Source organism: Arthrobacter sp. ISL-69, assembly GCF_018613775.1.
Taxonomy (GTDB): Bacteria; Actinomycetota; Actinomycetes; order Actinomycetales; family Micrococcaceae; genus Arthrobacter.
In genome coordinates this window covers 18,379-38,045 of record NZ_JAGGPO010000030.1, presented here as the reverse complement: position 1 = coordinate 38,045, position 19,667 = coordinate 18,379, and the positions used below count along the sequence as shown (strand labels likewise).

Genomic DNA, 19,667 nt, shown 5'->3' with positions numbered 1-19,667 from the left:
GTCGATGCCCGGGAATGCATGTGCTTGGCGTTTACGCTCAGCGTTTTCGTCGCGTGCTCTTGCGTTCAATCAGCTTGGTATCCAGCACATGGCTGGCGGGGGCGGTCAGCGGCCCCGGACGTTGGAGTCCCTCAATCAGCAGGTTGGCTGCAAAGGCGCCCTGATCGGCTACCGGCTGGGCCATTGTGCTCAGGCCCAGGAACCAGCTCATCTGATGATCGTCTATTCCTATGATGGACACGTTTTTGGGCGCTGACAAACCGAGGTCCCGTAAAGCCATGAGGGCGCCGAAGGCCGTCTCGTCGCAACCGGCAAAGATCGCGGAAGGCATTCGGCGGTTTTCGATGAGCTCCGTCATGGCACGGCGGCCGCCTTCAATGCTCGAGCCGGCGTCCATCACCAGATCAGGATCAACGGTCAGGTCATGCTCGGCAAGGGCCCGCCGGAAGCCGTTAAGGCGGTCCCTGGCCGTGACCACCGAGCGCGCTCCTGGTTCGCGTCCGGACAGGATGGCCAGGTCCCAGTGGCCAAGCCCCAGCAGGTGGTTGGTGGCTTTCCAGGCCGCGTCCTCGTTGTCGATGCCCACGTTGTCCCAAGGGACGTTGTGCATGCCCACGCTCGCAACGGCCAGACCGGAGGAGGCCAGGGCTTCGATTTCGTCGTCGCCGACGGCGATGTTGAGGAGCAGGACGCCGTCCACGCGCTGGGACAGGGCGTCCAGGTCTCCGAACACCTTGCGGTGCACGCTCGGGGTGTTCCGCAGGCTGATGAGGACGGTGTCGAAGCCGCTGTCCGCAAAGACTTCCTCGGCCGCTTCGACGGCCTGGGCGAAGAACCAGGCGGTGGCAGTGGGCGCGATGATGGCCACGGACCCCGTGATTCCGCCGGCCAGGCGCGACGCCGCGGAGGATGCCTTGTAGCCGAGCTTCGTGGCGGCATCCGCCACCTTCAGCTGGGCGGTTTCGGAAACGTTGGGGAGCCCACGCAGCGCACGGGAAACGGTACAGATGGACAGCCCCGACAATGCGGCAACGTCCTGGATGGTCACGCGCGGTGCTTTAGCCATGCAACACGGGCTCAGCCCTTTCTTCTCCTGAAGTCCTGGGCCCGGTACATGGCCGAAGAAGAGTGTAAGCGCTTACAAATTTAGCGCGCAACTGGTTTTTCTTCTGTGTGCGGATTCTTACGGGAATCCCAGGGCAGGGAAGGCTGTAACTCGTGCCTTAGCGCAGCACGTAGTGGCGCAGGAAGGCGCCCACATCCACCATTTCGGCCTTGGAAATGGTGTGGCCCATGCCCGGGTAGGTCCGTGCCGTCACTTGCGTGTTGCGCTCCAGCCATTCTTGGGTGTGCTCGACGGCGTCGTCATTGATGACCAGGTCGGCCTTGTCCCGGCCCCAGAAGAACGGCGGTTTGGTGTCGAACGATTCGCTCATGGCCAGCAGTTCGTTGTCCAGGACGAATCCGGAAAGGCCCACGACGGCCCGGAAGTCGTGCGGCCGCAGCCGCAGCAGCGTGCTGGCCATGGCCATGCCCTGCGAGAAGCCCAGCAGGCTGACGCTGCTGTGCTGCCCCTTGACCGAGTTGATCCAGTCGAACACCTTGTTGCTGACGGAAATGACGTCTGCGAAGTCATGGGTCAGGAAATAGTCCAGCAGGAACCAGCCGTAGTCGTCGCCGATCACCTTGGGGGCGCGAAGGGCCGCGCAGGTGAAATCGGTCGGCAACAGGCCGAAGAGGTCCGACATGCGCACCTCGTCCGTTCCGTAACCGTGCATCATCACCAGCAGCGGCGTTCCGGCGCGCTGGTTCTCCGGCTTGGACCACACGACTGTCTCCATCGAAACAGCCTAACTTTGCCGGCGGTGCTCACGAGGCGGGGCGCACCCGGCGCAACTCAGCCGGCGCAACTCAGCCCGCCGTGATCACCAGGGAGGTGCTGTGTCCGCCGAATCCGAACGCGTTGGAAATGCCGGCCTTCGCCGCCAGTCCCCCGGTTGTCTCCGAAACGATGTTGAGGTGGATGTCCGGATCCGGGTTTTCAAGGTTGAGGGTCCCGGGGACTGTGCCCGTACGCAACGCCTGGATGGTGACGATGGCACCCAGCGCTCCGGCCCCGCCCAGCAGGTGCCCGGTGAGGGATTTGGTGGACGTGACGGGAACGGAATGCCCGACGACGGCGCCGATGGCCTCCGCTTCGAGCCGGTCCCCTACAGGGGTGGACGTGGCGTGGGCGTGGACGAACCCGATGTCATCTCCGGTGAGGCCGGCGGCGGCAATGGCCTTCTGCAGGACACGGCGCTGCATGGCGGGGTCTGCCGCCACGATGTCCACGGCGTCTGAGGTGACGGCGCTGCCTGCGATGACGCCGAGGATTTCGGCACCTCGGGAACGGGCATGGTCTTCGCGTTCCAGCACCACGATCCCGGCGCCCTCGGCCATGACAAAGCCGTCGCGGTCACGGTCGAAGGGGCGGGATGCGGCCTGCGGGCTGTCGTTGCGGGTGGAGAGCGCCCTTATCTGCGCGAAACCGCTGATGGTCAGCCCGTTGATGCAGGAGTCCACCCCGCCGGCGATCACTACGTCGGCGGCGCCGCTCCGGATCATGTCGGCTGCCTGGGAAATGGCTTCAGCCCCGGAGGCGCAGGCGCTGACGGGAGTCCGCGCCCCGCCGCGGGCTCCAACATCAATCGAGACCCAGGCAGAGGGACCGTTGGTCATGATCCGGGTGAGGGTGTGCGGGGAAACCCTGCGCGGCCCCTTTCCGTCCAGCGTCCGGGTCTGCTCCAGCGTGGTGTCCAGGCCTCCGTAACCGGAGCCGATCACGACGGCGAGCCGTTCCGGGTCAGTTTCCGGCCGGCCGGCATGTGCCCACGCCTCCCGCGCGGCGATGAGCGCAAGGTGGCCGCAACGGTCCATCCTCTTGTACTCCAAAGTGGACAGCAGCGAGGGCACATCGGCGGTGACGCGCCCTGCCATACGGACAGGCAGCCCACCGGCCCAGTCCTCGCCGAGGGCCGAGATTCCGGTGCGTCCGGCCAGCAGCGCAGACCAGGTATCGCCGGCCGTCGAACCGACGGGAGTGACTGCTCCCAGGCCGGTGACTACAACGGTGGGGGAAACTTCAGACATCGGTAACCATATTTCTGTGAGTACGCCGGGAGGCAAGTGGCGTCCGCCAAGGGGGAGCCACGGAGGAACCGGGATGGGCTCCGCGTACGTATCAAGGCTAATGGCCCACGCCGCGGCAGCCGCGCTGCCGCCGGGTTGTTACGACGGGGCCGGGGCCTCATCGTTGCGGGAGGCCTGGCCGAGGCGGCCTGCAGCTTCCTGTTGGATCCGGGCCGCTTTGCTGGAAAAATCGGCGATCACCCGGAGTTCATCATCGCTGTAGCCCTCAAGTAATGCCGCCAGTCCCGCCATGAAGTCCGCGAAATGCGGGGCGGCCGCGGCCGGCTGGTCGCCCACCAACTCGATGAGGACTTTGCGCTTGTCCCCGGCATGGCGGACCCGTCTGGCCACCCCCTTGCTCTCCAGCCTCTGCATGAGCCCCGTGACGGAGGCCGGTGCGAGCCCGGAGTGCTCGCCAAATTCCCCGGCCGTCATGGGGCCGAACCGCAGCAGGATGTCGATCGCCTTGCCTTCGGTCGCCGAGAGCCCGCGGAGTTCGGAGAGCTTGGCATGGAACATAACCGAGGCCGTGGACAGCTCCCTGCCTGAGTCGTAGACGGCTTGCAGCAATGCTTCGCGTTGACTCATCCGGGTTTGGTCCATAGTCCGAGGTTAACAAAGTCTTTCGCAAAACCGAAAGGATTGACTCTTAGCGGCCCTGGGAATATATTTCTTTCGACCGAACGAAATAGTTTACGGAGGTATCCCAGATGTTGCATTGCATGGTTATCGGCTCCGGAATCGCAGGGCTTGCCACAGCCCTCTCCCTTGCCAAGGCAGGCCACACCGCCGTCGTCTATGAGGCATACGGCGCCGCGTCTGACGGCGTCGGCGGCTTCCTCACCGTCGCTGTCAACGGCTTCGACGCACTGGACACCCTCAGCCTCAAACAAGGCGCCAGCGGACTCGGCTTCAGCACCCCGACGATGTCCATGCACCTGGGCAGCACCGGGCGGCATCTGGCCGACTTCGACTACGGCGGCTCGCTGCCGGATGGGACCACCGCCCGGACACTGACCCGCTCCGAGCTATACGGGCTGCTGCGGACGGAGGCTGCGAGGCGGGGCGTCTGCATCGAACACGGAAAGCGCCTCGCATCGGTGGAAGAGGCGGCAGAGTCAGTCACCGCCGTGTTTGCAGACGGCACATATGCGAGGGGCGACCTGCTGGTCGGGGCGGACGGGCTGCGCTCGGCTGTCCGCACCGTGATTGACCCCACCGCTCCCGAACCCCGCAGCATTCCCCTGCTCAACACCGGCGGAATTGTCCCGGCAGGAATGCTTCCGGAGGGGACGGTGTTTCCCGAAACCGGACGAATGAAGATGGTCTTCGGCAAGAGGTGCTTCTACTGCTACATGCGTGATCCCCAGGGCCGGACGTGGTGGTTCGCCAACCCGCTGCAGCGGTCCTCGGAGGACCCTTCGCAGCTTTCACCGGCCGAACTGAAGGACTGGCTGGCCGGCCTGGCCTCCGGTGACCGCACGCCGATGGCGGCCATCATCGCAGCCACAAGCGACATCATCCGGCCCTACCGCACCTACGATTTCCCCAGCATTCCCCGCTGGTACCGCGGCCGCATGGTGCTGGTGGGGGACGCTGCCCATGCCGCCTCGCCGTCGTCCGGGCAGGGTGCTTCGATGGCGATCGAGGACGCAGTGACACTCGGGCGCGCCCTTCTCGGCGCCACTGCCCGGACCGACACGGCCACCCTCGAACAGGCCTTTGGCCGCTACGAGAGCGAGCGCCGCGCAAGGGCGGAGGCAGTGGTGGAGTGGGGAAGGCGCAACGCAGCCCCGAAGATTCGGGGGCAGTTCAAGCGGGTCTTCGAGGACTTCATGCTCAGGGCCGTGTTCCGTTCGCTGTCCCGGAAGGCCGCGGATAACTTCGACTGGGTCTACGGCCACCACATTGAGTGGGAACCGGCGTCGAGCGCGGACTTCCGATCTTGAAACGGACACCCCCGGCCCGGTTCATTGAATCAGCGGGAGGCGGCCTGTAGCCTGTCGCTAGTCAGCATGCTGATCAAGTTTGCCCGCACGTCCCCCGGACAGCTAGGAGCAAGTCATGAGAATCGGTTCCTCCATTTTCCTTATCGCCATCGGTGCCATCCTGGCGTGGGCCATTACCCCCGGCCTGATCCCCTACGTGGACCAAACCCTGATCGGCTACATCCTCATGGCCGTGGGCGTCATAGGCCTGATCGCCTCGCTGGTCCTGGCATCGCCCGGCCGCAGCCGCCGGGTGAGTGAAACCCGGTCCGTAGTGGACCCGAACACGGGCGAACGCATCGTCCGCAACGAGAGCCGGGACGGCGGCATCTAGCCATGACCCTCCGGCCGCCACTGTCCACGGACACAGGCGAACCGCAATTGGACATCCCGGAAGCCGGGCCAGACCATCACGGTCCGGCCCGGCTTCCGGCTTTCCCAAAGAAACCCATCTGTGTTCATGTTGTTTTCATTGACAAACCAACATGAACAAAGATAAAGTCAAACAATTCAACACCATGTGATGGCAGTCACTGCAAGCCGGTGACTCCAGTCAGTCCCGGAACTACCGCAGTTTTACGCAATGGAGGGTAAGTGTTCGCCGAGGAGCGCCAACAGCTGATCGCGGGTCTTGTCGCCGAAAGCGGCCGGGCCAGCGTCACCGCCCTTGCCGAGCGCTTCAACATCACCACCGAGACCGTCCGGCGCGACCTTGCCGCGCTGGAGTCAGCCGGTACCGTGCGCCGGGTCCACGGCGGCGCGGTCGCCCCGGACCGGATCAGCACCACCGAGGAAAGCATCCTGGAACGGACCGTGCAGCGGCAGCCGGAAAAACTGCGCATTGCCGAGGCCGCCCTGGCGTTCATCCCGCAAAACCCGGCCGGAAGCATCCTGGTGGACGCCGGCTCGACCACCGAAGCCCTGGCGGACCTGATCGCCCTGCGCCTCTCCGACCCCTCCGCTGCCCCGGACTCCGGTTCGGAGAACGAACTCGTGGTCATCACGCATGCGATCCCCATCGCCGCGAAACTTGCCGGTGAGCCAGGCATCGCCCTCCATCTCCTGGGCGGCAGGGTCCGCGGACTCACCCAGGCTGCCGTAGGGCAGTCCACCGTGGAGGCAGCCCACCGGATCCGTCCGGACATTGCCTTCATCGGCGCCAACGGAGTTCACTCGGCCTTCGGGCTGAGCACGCCCGATCCTGAAGAAGCAGCCGTCAAGGCTGCCTTCGTCCAATCGGCACGCCGCATCGTGGTGCTGGCCGATTCGTCCAAGCTGGATGCGGAAACGCTGGTCCAGTTCGCCTCGTTGAAAGATCTGGACACCTTGATTACAGACAGTGAACCCAGCCCGGAACTGGCAGCGGCGCTTGCTGACGCCGGCGTGGACGTGGTGATCGCGTGATTGTCACCCTCACCGCGAACCCGAGCCTTGACCGCACCGTGTCACTGCCCTCGCCGCTGCTGCGCGGCGAGGTGCAGCGGGCGACCTCCGTTAGCCAGGAGTCCGGCGGGAAGGGTGTTAACGTCTCCCGCGCACTGGTGGCCTCCGGCCTGGAGACAGTGGCCGTCCTCCCGGGCGGCGACTCCGATCCCGTCCTGGCGGGACTCCGTGACAGCGGCGTCCCCTTCGCCGCCCTCGCCATCCACGAACCGCTGCGCACCAACGTGGCGCTGACGGAGCCTGACGGCGTCACCACCAAGATCAACGAACCCGGCCCGGTATTGAGCGAAGACCAGCAGGAGGCCCTGATCGGGCTGCTGCTGGAGCGCTCCCGCGGTGCCAGCTGGGTTGTCCTCGCCGGCTCGCTCCCACCCGGGGTCCCGGCCGATTTCTATGCCACCGTTACCCGGCGGCTCCGCTCCACCAATGCCGGCAACGGCACACAGCAGTCGACCCCGCGCATCGCCGTCGACTCGTCCGGCGCACCGCTGGCCGCCGCCCTCTCGGGCGACGCGTCAGGCATGCCGGACCTCCTTAAACCCAACGCCGAAGAACTGGCCGAACTGGCTGCCGCAGCCGGTTTCGCCACGGCGTCCACCGCTGACGAACTTGAAGCGGATCCGGAGGCTGCCGCGGCAGCCGCCGCCGCCGTCGTGCGTTCCGGTGTAGGTGCCGTGCTGGCAACGCTCGGTTCCAAGGGTGCGGTACTTGTGACGTCCGACGGCGCGTGGCTGGCCACGCATCCGCCGGTCAAAGCGGTCAGCACGGTCGGCGCGGGCGATTCGTCCCTTGCCGGCTACCTGCTCGCCTCCAGCCTGGGCGCCGCCCCGGCCGACTGCCTCCGTCAGGCCGTGGCACATGGTGCCGCCGCCGCCTCCCTGCCGGGCTCCACAGTTCCGGCGGTCCACCAAACCACCCCTGATGCCGTAACCATCACGGCCCTCCGGAAGGACTGACAGTGACTCAGCTCATTACTACTGAACTGGTCGAGCTCGACCAGAACCTGGGCAACTCGCCCGAGGACGTGATCCGCCATCTGGCCGGCAGGGTCGCCGCCAACGGCCGCGCCACCGAAGTGGAAGGCCTCTTCACCGACGCCTTTGCCCGCGAGCAGAAAACGGCCACCGGTGTTCCCGGCGGCATCGCCATTCCGCACTGCCGCTCTGCAGCAGTGACCGTGCCCACCCTGGCCATGGCCCGCCTGTCGCGGTCCGTGGACTTCGGCGCCAAGGACGGCCCGGCGGACCTGATCTTCTTCATCGCGGCCCCCGAAGGCGCGGACCAGGAGCACCTTAAGCTCCTGTCCAGGCTGGCCCGCTCGCTGATCAAAAAGGACTTCACGGCCGCCCTCCGGGCAGCCGGCACCGAAGCCGAAATCGTCGAGCTGGTGGAGGGCGCCCTGGCCGACAAGCCCGCGGCCGCAGCGGAGCCCGCAGCCGCAGCAGCACCGTCCGCCGGTGCCGCCACTGGAGCACGCGCCGGTGGGCCCAAGCGCCTCGTAGCCGTGACGGCCTGCCCCACGGGCATCGCCCACACCTACATGGCGGCCGATTCGCTCGTTGCCGCCGCCAAGGAAGTCGGGGTGGACCTCCAGGTGGAAACCCAGGGTTCCTCCGGCGCCAAGCCGCTGGACCCCGCAGTCATCGCTGCCGCCGACGCCGTGATCTTCGCGGTGGACGTGGACGTCCGCGGCAAGGAACGTTTTGCCGGCAAGCCGGTCATCAATGCACCCGTCAAGCGCGGCATCGACGAGCCGGACAAGATGGTCCAGGAAGCACTGGCCGCGGCTGACAACCCCAACGCCCGCCGCGTCCCGCACTTCGGCGCCGAGGAGCAGGCCGAGACCGAAGCCACCGAAAAGGGCGAGCACATCGGCCAGAAGCTGAAGAAGGCTCTCCTCACGGGCGTCAGCTACATGATTCCGTTCGTGGCCGGCGGTGGCCTGCTTATCGCCCTGGGTTTCCTGATGGGCGGTTACCTGATCACGCAGTTCGCGGATGCGATCGTGGTGGACAACAGCATCTTCAACCTGCCCACCGAATACCCTGAGAACGCCTGGGGCCCGCTCGGCGCGTACCTTGGCGCGGTGCTGTTCAAGATCGGTGCCCTCTCGCTCGGCTTCCTGGTACCGGCCCTGGCCGGCTACATCGCCTACGCAATCGCCGACCGGCCGGGCATCGCACCGGGCTTCGTTGCCGGCGCCGTTGCAGGGTTCATGGGCGCAGGCTTCCTCGGCGGCATCGTCGGCGGTCTCCTCGCCGGTTACATCGCGCACGTCATCGGCCAAATTCAAGTGGCCCGCTGGCTGCGCGGCCTGATGCCCGTGGTGATCATCCCGCTGGTTGCTTCCATCGTGGCCTCAGGCCTGATGTTCCTGATCCTGGGCGCTCCGATCGTCGCCATCACCGTTGGACTGAACTCATTCCTGTCCGGCCTGACCGGTGCCAGCGCCATCGCCCTCGGCATCATTCTTGGCCTCATGATGTGCTTCGACCTCGGCGGTCCGGTCAATAAGGTTGCCTACGCCTTCGCCGTCGCCGGCCTGGGTGCCGCAACGCTGGACAACCAGGCACCGTGGCAGATCATGGCAGCCGTCATGGCCTCCGGCATGGTTCCGCCGCTGGCCATGGCCCTCGCCTCTACGGTCCTCGACAAGAAGCGCTTCAGCCTGGCCGAGCGCGAGAACGGCAAGGCCGCCTGGCTGCTGGGCGCATCGTTCATCTCCGAAGGTGCCATCCCGTTCGCCGCTGCCGACCCGCTCCGGGTCATCCCGGCCAGCATGCTGGGCGGTGCAGTGACCGGCGCCATCTCCATGGCGGCGGGCGTAGGTTCGAAGGCCCCGCACGGCGGCATCTTCGTCTTCTTCGCCATCGACAACTTCCTCATGTTTGTTGTCTCGATCCTCGTCGGAACGGTCGTCACTGCCCTGGCAGTCATCGCCCTCAAGCGCTGGGCCGTCCGCAAGTCCGTTGATACCGTGGAGCCGGTTCCAGTAACTGTCTGACCCGGTTCGGTATTTCCCAACCATCTGTCTCGACCTGATATCCAAGGAGCACAAATGTTCGAACGCACCGCCACCATCGCCAGCCGCGTCGGCCTGCATGCCCGCCCGGCCGCCATCTTTGCCGAGGCCGCCGGCGAGTACCCGCACGAGATCACGATCGCCCGCAAGGGCGAACCGGCCGACGAGGCCATGGACGCAGCCAGCATCCTGTCCCTCATGAGCCTGGGCGCATCGCACGGCGATGTTGTGGTCCTGCGTGCCGAGGGCGACGGCGCCGACACCGCCCTGGACCACCTGGTCCAGATCCTGGAAACCGATCACGACGCCGAGTAGCAGCTCGACGGGCTAGTACAGACCGCTTAGGTCAGCGTCAGGCGGCCGGCCGGCTGCGCCACGGTAAGTCCCGTATTCCGGGCACGTGGCGCGCGGGCCGGCCGTTGCATTTAACCTCCGGGTACGTTCCTTGTTTTTGCCGGATGGCCCTACTAGCGTGGAAAACGTGGCGACACACCGTTCAACAGACCGCATTCGGAGCCGTACCCGGACTGAAAGAGGATGAGACAGTGGCTACCCTGCAGGAAACCATCGAGGTGGATGTTCCTGTGTCCACCGCCTACAACCAGTGGACGCAGTTCGAATCGTTCCCGGAGTTCATGCGGGGCGTCGAGTCCGTGGAACAGATCGACGAGACGTCCCTTCATTTCCGGACGGACATCGCCGGCGTCAGGCGCGAGTACAACGCCCAGATCACTGAACAACTGCCGGACCGCCGCATTGCCTGGGTCAGCACGGACAAACCGCGCAACTCCGGCGAGGTTTCCTTCGAACCCCTAGGGCCGGAGCAGACGCGCGTCACCGTGGCGCTGGATTGGGAACCCGAGGGATTGGTGGAGAAGGCGGGCTCCGCCGTCCACGCGGACAGCCACCAGATCAGTGCCGACCTGAAGCGGTTCAAGCAGTTCATCGAAGAGCGCGGCATTGAAACCGGTGCCTGGCGTTCCGCCGTGGACGTCGGCGAAGTCGAAGAAACCGACGAAGAGGCCGGCTTCGCCGCCAGCGCATCGGCTCCGCACGCCCAGCACTTGCGCGCCCACGCAGCCCACGCGCAGCCGCCCCATACGCCCACGCCTTCGCCGCAGCGTCCGGCCGGTGTGGACCCTTTTATTGACGACGCTGAACCATCGGATCCGAGCTGACCATGCCTGAGAAGAAGAACCCCAGCCTGAAGGATCCCGAACTGTACGAGGAACTCCGGGAGGATGGCGCGTCAAAGGAAAAGGCAGCGCGCATTTCCAACGCCGCGGCCAAGAAGGGCCGTTCGGCCGTGGGCCGCAAAGGCGGCAAGGCCGGCGACTATGAGGACTGGACGGTGGCTCAGCTGAAGTCCCGCGCCAAGGAGATCGGCCTTACCGGATACTCCGCCAAGAAGAAAAGCGAGCTGATTTCGGCTCTCAGAAACCACTGACCGCGGCCGCCATGGGTTACCGTACCGGCCGGCGCCGCGCCCGCCACCCCATTCCACGCCAGCCCGGTGGGATGCACTCCGTAGGGGGCCGCCGCCGCTGCGGTACGGCCGCGTCAGGCCCCTTTGCGCCGGCTCTTGGCCGGTTCCTTGGCTGCAGCCTCCTTCGCAGCAGGCTTTGTTGTCGTTTTGCTGGCAGTCTTCGTCGCCGTCGCCTTGCTGCCCGCCCCTTTTGCTGCGGTGGACCGGGTTGCTGCGGTGGACCGGGCCGGGGCCGCCTTGGTCCGGGTTGCCTTCTCGGGAGCATCCTCGGCGCTGTCTGTCTTGGACGCGTCGCCGGTGCCGCCACCCCTTTTCTTTTCAAGGCTTCGCTTGAGAGCCTCCATCAGGTCGATCACTTCGCCGCTTCCGGCTTCGGCAGCCTCGGCGCCGAACGTCTGTTCCGTGTCCAGGGACTCTCCCTGCTCGATCTTCGCGTCGATGAGTTTGCGGAGCTGCACCTGGTAATCGTCAGTGAACTGGCTCGGATCGAAGTCTCCGGCCATGGAGTCCACCAGCGCCGCGGACATCTCGCGCTCCTGGGCGGAGATGCGGACCGTTGTCTCGAGGGCGGGGAAGGCCGCTTCCCTGACTTCGTCGGACCACAGCAGGGACTGCAGCACCAGGACGTCATCCCGGATCCGCAAGGCGCCAAGCCGGGTCTTCTCACGGAGGGCGAACTGGACCACGGCCACCCGGTCCGTATCCTCCAACGCCCTGCGGAGGAGGACATAGGCCTTGGGCGACTTGGAGTCGGGTTCGAGGTAGTAGCTCTTCTCGAACATCATGGGATCGAGCTGCTCGGACGGGACAAACTGCACCACTTCGATCTCGTGGCTGCTCTCCGCCGGGATGGACTTGAGCTCATCCCGGGTGAGGACCACCGTGCGGCCGTCCTCCTCGTAGGCCTTGTCGATGTCCGCATAGTCCACGATCTCGCCGCACACTTCGCAGCGGCGCTGGTAGCGGATGCGCCCGCCGTCGGCGCCATGGACCTGGTGCAGCCCGATGTCGTGGTCCTCGGTGGCGCTGTAGACCTTGACCGGCACGTTGACCAGCCCAAATGCGATAGCGCCTTTCCAGATGGCTCTCATGGATCAAGTGAACATCAGAGTTGCCCGGAGGTGAAGACCTTTGGCAGGCAGTAGGGAACGTGTCCGGGTCCAGGGCCGCGAACTGGTGGTCACCAACCTGGACAAGGTGATGTATCCGGAGACGGGCACCACCAAGGCGGATGTCCTGGCGTACTATGCCGCCGTGGCCCCGGTGCTGATCCCTGCCGCGGCCAACCGGCCCGCCACCCGGAAGCGCTGGGTCAACGGCGTGGGCACCGCGGAGGCGCCGGGACAGATGTTCTTCCAGAAAAACCTGGAAGACTCCACCCCCGGCTGGATTCCGCGCGCTTCCATCCGCCATAAGGAGCGCAGCAACCAGTACCCCCTGGTCAATGACGCCGCCACCCTCACGTGGCTGGCCCAGATGGGGTCGCTGGAAATCCACGTCCCGCAATGGCGCGTCGATCCGCACGGGAATCCCATGTTCCCCGACCGGCTGGTGCTGGACCTGGATCCGGGGGAGGGCGCCGGCCTGGCTGAATGTGTGGAGGTGGCCCGGCTTGCTCGCGCCATCCTCACGGACGTGGGGCTGGATCCCGTTCCCGTGACAAGCGGCAGCAAGGGAATCCACCTCTACGCCGGCCTCGACGGCACGCAGAGCTCGGACCAGGTTTCCGACTTCGCCCATGAACTTGCCCGCGCCTTGGAAGCGGACCACCCGGGCCTTGCCGTCAGCGATATGAAGAAGACGCTGCGCACCGGCAAAGTGCTGGTGGACTGGAGCCAGAACAATGCCGCCAAAACCACCATCGTGCCCTACTCGCTCCGGGGCAGGCTGAAGCCCACTGTGGCGGCCCCGCGGACCTGGCGTGAGCTGGCCTCGCCCGCCCTGAAGCAACTGGACTACCGCGAGGTCATGCGGCGGGTGAAGGACGGCAAGGACCCCTTCGCTCCGGTGTCCGCCCACGGCGGGCACGTCCAGGGCCCTTCCGACGGCGGCGGCCCGCGCGGCAGCAGGTCCGGTGGCGGGTCCGGCAACACCAAGGCCGGCGGCGGTGGAACAGCCGACGGCGGACACGCGGATCCGCGGCTGGAGAAGTACCGCGCCATGCGGGACCCGGAAGGAACCCCTGAGCCATTCAGCGCGGACCGGCACCGGGCGGACCCGAACGCCGGCACCATCAGGGAGCGGTTTGTAATCCAGGAGCACCACGCCAGCCGGCTGCATTTCGACTTCCGGCTGGAACGGGACGGCGTGCTGGTGTCCTGGGCGCTTCCCAAGGGGGTGCCCGCGAGCGGGGCGCAGAACCACCTGGCGGTCCAGACGGAGGACCATCCCATGGATTACCTCGACTTCGAGGGGACCATCCCCAAAGGCCAGTACGGCGCCGGAACCGTCACCGTCTGGGACCACGGCTACTACGAATGCGATAAGTGGATCGCGGGCAAGGAAGTCATCGCCACGCTGACAGGGGCCGACGGCGGCGGCCTGGGTGGAACAAAGAGGTTCGCGCTGATCCGGACCAGCCGGGACAGCGACGCCCCGCAGGGCACCGAACAATCCCAGTGGCTCATTCACCTGATGGACCGCAAGGGGCACGGAGCCCCGGCAAAACAAGCTGCTCCGGCAAAGAAGGAACAGGACGGGACCCAGCAGGCTTCCGCAGCCCCCCGGCCTGCGGCACAGACTGCTGCACCATCTGCCGCCCCGGATTTCTCGCCCATGCTCGCCGGCGCCGGGACGACTGCCGATCTTCGCGGCCTGGACTGGCAGTTCGAACTGAAGTGGGACGGCATCCGGGCCATCATCATCGCCGATGAGGACAGGATCCGGCTGATCAGCCGCAACGGAAACGACGTGTCTGCAAGCTACCCGGAACTGACGGACCGCAGGTGCTGGCCGGAGCAGAGTTTCACCGCCGACGGCGAGATCGTCGCCGTCGGGCCTTCCGGGCGGCCCGATTTCGGGCTGCTGCAGACGCGGATGAAGCTGACCAGGGCAGCCGATGTCGCCAAGGCGCGGGCAGCCACGCCGGTCCGGCTGATGGTGTTCGACCTGCTGTCCGACGGCGGCGAGGACCTCCGCCGGATGCCGTTGCGGAAGCGGCGGGCGCGCCTGGATGAACTGGGCTGGCCGGCAGGATGCCCGGTGCACCTGTCCGAGGTGCTCGACCACGAGGTGGAGGACCTTCTGGCGAGCGCCAGGGAACTGGGACTTGAAGGGATCATGGCCAAGCGCATTGACGGCCGGTACGTCAGCGGCGAGCGCAGCAAGTCCTGGCTGAAGCTGAAGTTCGAACGCACGCAGGAAGTGCTGGTGGGCGGCTGGCGTCCCGGCAAGGGGTCACGGCACGGCTCCGTGGGGTCGCTGCTGGTGGGGATCCCCGAGGGCGGCAAGCTGCGGTACGTGGGACGCGTGGGCAGCGGCTTCAGCGACCGTGAGTTGAACGAACTGCGGCTGCAGATGGATTCCCTGTCCAGGAAGACCTCCCCGTTCACCGAGGTACCCGCCGCCGACGCCTCGGACGCGCACTGGGTGACACCCGGCCTGGTGGGCGAGGTGACGTTCGGGGACTGGACCGGGGCCGGGAAGCTGCGGCATCCGGTGTGGCGGGGCTGGCGCCTGGACAAGAATCCGGACGACGTCGTGGCGGAGTCCGGCTGAGGCCGCATCCCGGGCCGCTTGGGGACACGTCCCCGGGTATTTTCCCGGGGCACGAAAAAGCCGGGCAACACCTGACATTGGTGTCGCCCGGCCGCGGGTTCGTCTTACGAGGAGTGCGGCATCTGCGGCCTGCCGGTCCGGTGGACCGCGGTGACTGCTGCTTCATGGCCCATCCGTCCGTGGGCGGTGCCGCGTTCTTTGGGATGGCGGCGTTTGCCGTTGCCGTCCGGCCACTGCCTGCCCCCGTTGACCGGGCCGGCAGAGGCTGTCAGCTCAGGCGCAGGCACCTCGTCCATGGACTCCGCCAGGTGACTGGCCAGTTCCGGCTCGAGCTGTCCCCCAGGATTTTTCTCAGCCATTGCGCTCTTCCTTTCCGCGTTGAAATGAAGTGTCCACCAATACTAGGTCTGCAGTAACTGCTTGTCTGCAGGAACTACCAGCGGACTTTTTTCTCGGCAGGGCCTTGCTTGCCGCTTGCGTGCGTGGGTTTGTGGCCGTGCGAAACGCTCTTCGAAACGGCGCCTCCACGGGATTTGCTGGCCAGCATTTCCCGCTGGGCGTCCGTCAGCTTGGACTTGATGCCTCCGGCCTCCGGCGCCCCTGCCTTCGGGTCAGTTGCGGGCTCGGCGTTCTTGCTGTTGGTTTTGTCGGTCATGGAAGCTCTCCTTGTGGAATGGAATCGGGTGGCGGTGATGAGATGCGGACGCACACGCTGGAAGATCGCGGTGGAGAGATCACGACGACGGGGGTCGCCAGGAGGGATCAGTGCGGGCGTACGCCTCGACTAGCGCGGATGGCTGGTGAATACGGCAGGCGGGACAGGCCAGCAGGTTCAACCGCTGACGGCCGCGGGCCTATCCAAAGATCAGTGTTCCCATGGCTCAACCATAGACAGTGATCCGGTCCGTTGGAAACCCCCGTTTTGGATGGATTCCTGTGCCGCCCGAACGCGGCCTGCTTCCGGGTCCAGGGGCCGGATTCCGGCGCATTTGGGCGTTTTTTCGGGCTGCCGGCGGAAAAGGTTTGGCAACGACGCCCGGCACGGCCGGATTTCCAGTGCTGGCGCGGTGAAACGGCGCAAAACAAATTCGGCTTTGGAGCCGAATACGGGCCTGAAACGCGGGATCATACGCCACTGAACTCGGAAACGCCATGGAAATCGCGTAAAATTGAAAGCCTGCCCGGAGCGGGGCAGCTACAAGTCGCAAGCAAATGACCTCCACAGGAGCAGCCCAAATGCCCAAAGACCGAAGCATGACCGACTCTTCAGCAGGCGTGAACAACGCCCGCGGGACCAACAATATTGCGCCCCAAAGCGCCAAGAAGCCGAGGCTGTTGCCTCGCCGCAGGCTCAAAGTCTCCGACATCAACGTCGTCAACAAGCCGATGCTTAAGAAAGCACTCGGCGGAACCATCGTGGGTAACACCATGGAATGGTACGACGTCGGCGTGTTCGGCTACCTGATCACCACCATGGGACCGGTGTTCCTGCCTGAGGCTGACAAGTCCGTGCAGACCCTGTTCCTGCTGGGAACCTTCGCCGCCACCTTTATCGCCCGTCCGCTGGGCGGAGTCATCTTCGGCTGGCTCGGCGACAAGATCGGGCGCCAGAAGGTCCTCGCCGCCACGCTGATGCTGATGGCCGCTAGTACTTTCGCCGTCGGCCTGCTGCCCGGCTATGCGCAGATCGGAATGTGGGCCGCGGCCCTGCTGGTGCTGCTCAAGCTGGTCCAGGGTTTCTCCACCGGCGGCGAGTACGCCGGTGCCACCACTTTTGTGAGCGAATACGCCCCGGACAAGCGCCGCGGCTTCTTCGCCAGCTTCCTGGACATGGGCAGCTACCTCGGCTTCGCCCTCGGCGCCGCCCTCGTCTCCGTGCTGCAGCTGACCCTGGGTCAGGGCGCCATGGAGGAGTGGGGCTGGAGGATCCCGTTCCTGGTTGCCGGCCCGCTCGGCCTGATCGCGGTCTACTTCCGTAGCAAGATTGAGGAATCCCCGCAGTTCCAGGCCACCCTGGATGCCCAGGAGAACCTCGCCAAGGACGCAACCGCCTCGGACACCTCAGCCTCCAAGGGCCCGCTGGGCATCGTGAAGGCGTACTGGCGCTCCCTCATCGTCGCGATGATCCTGGTTGCCGCCGCGAACACCGCCGGCTACGCACTGACCTCCTACATGCCGACGTACCTGACGGAGTCCAAGGGCTACGACGAGGTGCATGGCACGCTGCTGACCATCCCCGTCCTGGTCATCATGAGCCTCTGCATCCCGCTGACCGGCAAGCTCTCCGACCGGATCGGCCGACGCCCCGTGTTGTGGATCGGTGCCATCAGCACCGTCGTCCTGGCCACCCCTGCGTTCCTCCTGATCGGCGTCGGTGAAGTCTGGTCCACGCTGGCCGGCCTTTCCCTTATTGCTTTCCCGGTGACGTTCTACGTGGCGAACCTGGCCTCGGCGCTGCCGGCACAGTTCCCGACTGCCAGCCGTTACGGCGCCATGGGCATCGCCTACAACTTCGCGGTGGCAATCTTCGGCGGAACCACGCCGTTCATCGTGGCAGCACTGATCACGGCCACGGGCAACGACATGATGCCCGCGTACTACCTGATGGCCACCTCTGCCATCGGTGCCGTCGCGATCTATTTCCTGAAGGAATCGGCCAACCGTCCGCTGCCGGGTTCCATGCCCAGCGTGGACACCCAGGCTGAAGCCCATGAGCTCGTGGCCACCCAGGATGAGAACCCGCTGATCGACCTGGATGACATGCCTTTCGAGGATCAGGCCCCGGAGCCCGAAAAGGTTCCGGCCAAGGTCTGACCGACCTTGTAGTCCAGACCCCCGCCCGGTGAGGCCTGCCTTGCACGATGTTCCTTTGTGACAGCGTGCAAAGCAGGCCTCTCGCGCGTCTGGCAGACTTTTTGACGGCAGCAAGCACAGAAGAAGGGAGGTACGCATGATCGACGCCGGCATGCGGCATCTCCGCGCCCTGCATCGGCTTGGCCCCGCAAACAACGATCACCTATCAGCGCTGCGCGTCGCCGTGAGTGTGGCGGTTCCGTCATTGGCCCTCCTCTTCCTGGGCCGCCCTGAACTGATCATCTACGCCGTCTTCGGCGCCCTGACCGGGATGTACGGACGGTCCGAGCCCCACCAGCTCCGCCTCGTGCACCAGGCGCAGGCCGCACTCGTGCTGCTCGGCGGGGTTGGCGTGGGCATCTTCCTGTCCGTCAACCACCTCCATTCGTGGTGGCTGGTGGGAGTGGAAGCCTTCCTGGCCGGCGTCGGCTCGGTGTTCTCCGACAGGGTGAACCTGAAGCCCAACGGTCCGTTCTTCGGCATCCTTGCCCTGGGCGCCTGCGCATCCGTCCCCACGACGGTTCCCTGGTTCGCGGCGCTACTCATCGCCGCCGCCTCCGCTGCGTTTTCATTGGTTATCGGGTTTGGCGGCTGGGTCCGCGGCCGCAGGTGGCAGCCCGGAGCGGTCCGGACTGCGGTATCCCTGCGCGGACCGCGCAGTCAGGCTGCCATGATCCACGCGGCACGATACGCCGTGGCTGTGGGAGCCGCCGGCGCCATCGGCGTCCTGAGCGGCAGCGGCCACCCGCACTGGGCCATGGCCGCCGCCGCGGTCCCCCTCGCCGGGTCCGACCTGCCCAGCAGCGTGCACCGCGGGCTCCACCGCATCATGGGGACTTTCCTCGGGCTGGTACTGGTCGCCGTCGTGCTTCTGCCGGCCCCGTGGGCCCCGCTACAGGTCTTCCCTGGGGCGGAAGCCGCCGTGCTGGCGTTGCTGGTGATCGTCTTCCAGTTCACCACCGAGCTTTTCATGACCCGGCATTATGGCCTGGCCATGGTGTCCTTCACTCCCGTGATTCTGCTTATGACGCAGCTTGCCGCTCCGGCGGATCCGTACGTCCTCATCACGGAACGGGCCGTGGAAACGGTGGTCGGAGCGGTGGTCGGCATTGTGGTCATTGTGCTGGTCCGGCGGCGGCGGCGGACTAACTGAGCCCGTGTCCCTACTTCGCGGGCCTCTTCGCCGGACCTGAGGTGAACCGCGCCGGCAGCATGCGCGAAACGGCGGCCACTATCTTGTACCGCTTCGTTGGGATGGAAACGGCCCGGCCCCGGTCGTTGTCCGCCAGCCCCTCCCGGACCACCCGTTCGGCGGACAGCCACAGCCAGCGCGGGGCCGCCGTTTTGTCCATGCCCATGCGGTCATGGAATTCGGTGTGGGTGAACCCCGGGCACACCGCCGTGACTTTCACTCCGCTGCCGGCATACGCCAGGTTGGCCCAGCGGCTGAAGGTCACCTGCCAGGCCTTCGCCGCCGAGTAGCTCCCCCGGTTGGCAAAGGCGGCGACGCTGGCCACATTGATGATCCTGCCTGAATGGCGCGCCAGCATCCCCTGCAGGGCCGCGTGGCACAGTTCCATGGGCGTCTGGACATGCAGCCGCAGGTGCCTGCGTTCCTCCTCCAGGCTGTTCTTGTCGAAAGGCTTCAGCAGCCCGATCCCGGCGTTGTTGACCAGGATTTCCACCGGCCGCGACGCGTCGGACAGGCGTTCGACGACGGCGGCCACCCCGGCGTCGTCCGTCAGGTCCGCGGAAAGCACCTCAGCGGTGATGCTGTAGTTGTTCTCGAGTTCGTGCGCGGCGGCCCGCAGCCGCTCCCTGTCGCGGGCGACCAGCACCAGATGATGGCCCTCCTCTGCCAGCTGGCGGGCAAATTCGGCGCCAAGGCCAGCCGTGGCGCCGGTGATCAGGGCTGTGGGTCCGGGAACTTGTTCCGTCATGGCAAGATCCTAGCCGGGCGGGCCCGTCCGCGCTGCTGGCGGGCCCG

The 19,667-nt window shown here is 66.1% G+C and carries 20 protein-coding genes; 12 read left to right on the top strand and 8 right to left on the bottom strand.

From position 1 onward, the window contains the following. Positions 1-37: 37 nt before the first annotated feature. The 4 genes from J7I79_RS19765 to J7I79_RS19750 all read right to left on the bottom strand — a co-directional run bounded on the left by J7I79_RS19765 (position 38) and on the right by J7I79_RS19750 (position 3,774). The gene (locus J7I79_RS19765; RefSeq protein ID WP_214956188.1) at positions 38-1,066 is read right to left on the bottom strand and encodes a LacI family DNA-binding transcriptional regulator; all 1,029 of its coding nucleotides are present in this window, start codon (positions 1,064-1,066) and stop codon (positions 38-40) included. A gap of 157 nt (positions 1,067-1,223) precedes the next feature. Next, a complete protein-coding gene (locus J7I79_RS19760) occupies positions 1,224-1,841 on the bottom strand; it encodes an alpha/beta hydrolase (protein WP_214956187.1) in 618 nt (205 codons plus the stop codon). A gap of 70 nt (positions 1,842-1,911) precedes the next feature. After that, positions 1,912-3,132 (bottom strand): beta-ketoacyl synthase, encoded by a 1,221-nt coding sequence (locus tag J7I79_RS19755; RefSeq protein WP_214956185.1) that lies wholly within the window; start codon positions 3,130-3,132, stop codon positions 1,912-1,914. A 138-nt stretch (positions 3,133-3,270) separates the two neighbouring features. Beyond that, positions 3,271-3,774, bottom strand: coding sequence for a MarR family winged helix-turn-helix transcriptional regulator (locus J7I79_RS19750; RefSeq protein ID WP_214956183.1), 504 nt, complete (start codon positions 3,772-3,774; stop codon positions 3,271-3,273). A gap of 107 nt (positions 3,775-3,881) precedes the next feature. On the opposite strand from J7I79_RS19750, the gene J7I79_RS19745 reads away from it, so the two are divergent. The 8 genes from J7I79_RS19745 (at position 3,882) to J7I79_RS19710 (ending at position 11,071) form a co-directional block, all read left to right on the top strand. Beyond that, on the top strand, positions 3,882-5,120 hold the full coding sequence (locus J7I79_RS19745; protein ID WP_214956181.1) for an NAD(P)/FAD-dependent oxidoreductase: 1,239 nt from the start codon (positions 3,882-3,884) through the stop codon (positions 5,118-5,120). Positions 5,121-5,235: 115 nt separating this feature from the next. Continuing rightward, positions 5,236-5,493 (top strand): DUF6458 family protein, encoded by a 258-nt coding sequence (locus J7I79_RS19740; RefSeq protein ID WP_214956179.1) that lies wholly within the window; start codon positions 5,236-5,238, stop codon positions 5,491-5,493. A gap of 260 nt (positions 5,494-5,753) precedes the next feature. Beyond that, positions 5,754-6,563, top strand: a complete 810-nt coding sequence (locus J7I79_RS19735; RefSeq protein WP_104173807.1) for a DeoR/GlpR family DNA-binding transcription regulator — start codon at positions 5,754-5,756, stop codon at positions 6,561-6,563. Next, positions 6,560-7,558 carry a 1-phosphofructokinase family hexose kinase gene (locus tag J7I79_RS19730; RefSeq protein ID WP_104173808.1) on the top strand — a complete coding sequence of 333 codons (999 nt, stop codon included), beginning with the start codon at positions 6,560-6,562 and terminating at the stop codon, positions 7,556-7,558. Before J7I79_RS19735 ends, J7I79_RS19730 begins: the two co-directional genes overlap by 4 nt. A gap of 2 nt (positions 7,559-7,560) precedes the next feature. Further along, entirely contained in the window at positions 7,561-9,606 is a 2,046-nt protein-coding gene (locus tag J7I79_RS19725) for a fructose-specific PTS transporter subunit EIIC (RefSeq protein WP_214956177.1), read from the top strand. 54 nt (positions 9,607-9,660) lie between these two features. Next, positions 9,661-9,939: an HPr family phosphocarrier protein gene (locus tag J7I79_RS19720; protein ID WP_214956175.1), complete on the top strand. Its 279-nt coding sequence runs from the start codon at positions 9,661-9,663 to the stop codon at positions 9,937-9,939. A 230-nt stretch (positions 9,940-10,169) separates the two neighbouring features. After that, positions 10,170-10,802 carry an SRPBCC family protein gene (locus tag J7I79_RS19715; RefSeq protein ID WP_214956173.1) on the top strand — a complete coding sequence of 211 codons (633 nt, stop codon included), beginning with the start codon at positions 10,170-10,172 and terminating at the stop codon, positions 10,800-10,802. Between the two features lie 2 nt (positions 10,803-10,804). Further along, positions 10,805-11,071: a Rho termination factor N-terminal domain-containing protein gene (locus J7I79_RS19710; protein ID WP_214956171.1), complete on the top strand. Its 267-nt coding sequence runs from the start codon at positions 10,805-10,807 to the stop codon at positions 11,069-11,071. 113 nt (positions 11,072-11,184) lie between these two features. On the opposite strand, the gene J7I79_RS19705 is transcribed toward J7I79_RS19710, so the two are convergent. Next, positions 11,185-12,201: a Ku protein gene (locus J7I79_RS19705; RefSeq protein ID WP_214956169.1), complete on the bottom strand. Its 1,017-nt coding sequence runs from the start codon at positions 12,199-12,201 to the stop codon at positions 11,185-11,187. A gap of 40 nt (positions 12,202-12,241) precedes the next feature. Here J7I79_RS19705 and J7I79_RS19700 point away from each other — a divergent pair, with 40 nt between their 5' ends. After that, the gene (locus J7I79_RS19700; RefSeq protein WP_214956167.1) at positions 12,242-14,827 is read left to right on the top strand and encodes an ATP-dependent DNA ligase; all 2,586 of its coding nucleotides are present in this window, start codon (positions 12,242-12,244) and stop codon (positions 14,825-14,827) included. Positions 14,828-14,931: 104 nt separating this feature from the next. Here the strand turns inward: J7I79_RS19700 and J7I79_RS19695 are convergent, their stop codons facing one another. Together J7I79_RS19695 and J7I79_RS19690 are read right to left on the bottom strand one after the other, a co-directional pair. Next, complete coding sequence (locus tag J7I79_RS19695) at positions 14,932-15,186, bottom strand: hypothetical protein (protein WP_214956165.1); 255 nt, start codon at positions 15,184-15,186, stop codon at positions 14,932-14,934. A 74-nt stretch (positions 15,187-15,260) separates the two neighbouring features. Then, the gene (locus J7I79_RS19690) at positions 15,261-15,482 is read right to left on the bottom strand and encodes a hypothetical protein (RefSeq protein ID WP_214956163.1); all 222 of its coding nucleotides are present in this window, start codon (positions 15,480-15,482) and stop codon (positions 15,261-15,263) included. A 252-nt stretch (positions 15,483-15,734) separates the two neighbouring features. Here J7I79_RS19690 and J7I79_RS19685 point away from each other — a divergent pair, with 252 nt between their 5' ends. The 3 genes from J7I79_RS19685 (at position 15,735) to J7I79_RS19675 (ending at position 18,833) form a co-directional block, all read left to right on the top strand. Then, positions 15,735-16,043, top strand: coding sequence for a hypothetical protein (locus tag J7I79_RS19685; protein WP_214956162.1), 309 nt, complete (start codon positions 15,735-15,737; stop codon positions 16,041-16,043). A 20-nt stretch (positions 16,044-16,063) separates the two neighbouring features. Beyond that, on the top strand, positions 16,064-17,641 hold the full coding sequence (locus J7I79_RS19680) for an MFS transporter (protein WP_214956160.1): 1,578 nt from the start codon (positions 16,064-16,066) through the stop codon (positions 17,639-17,641). A gap of 136 nt (positions 17,642-17,777) precedes the next feature. Then, positions 17,778-18,833 (top strand): FUSC family protein, encoded by a 1,056-nt coding sequence (locus J7I79_RS19675; RefSeq protein ID WP_214956158.1) that lies wholly within the window; start codon positions 17,778-17,780, stop codon positions 18,831-18,833. A 10-nt stretch (positions 18,834-18,843) separates the two neighbouring features. On the opposite strand, the gene J7I79_RS19670 is transcribed toward J7I79_RS19675, so the two are convergent. Continuing rightward, positions 18,844-19,620, bottom strand: coding sequence for an SDR family oxidoreductase (locus J7I79_RS19670; protein WP_214956157.1), 777 nt, complete (start codon positions 19,618-19,620; stop codon positions 18,844-18,846). Positions 19,621-19,667 lie beyond the last annotated feature (47 nt).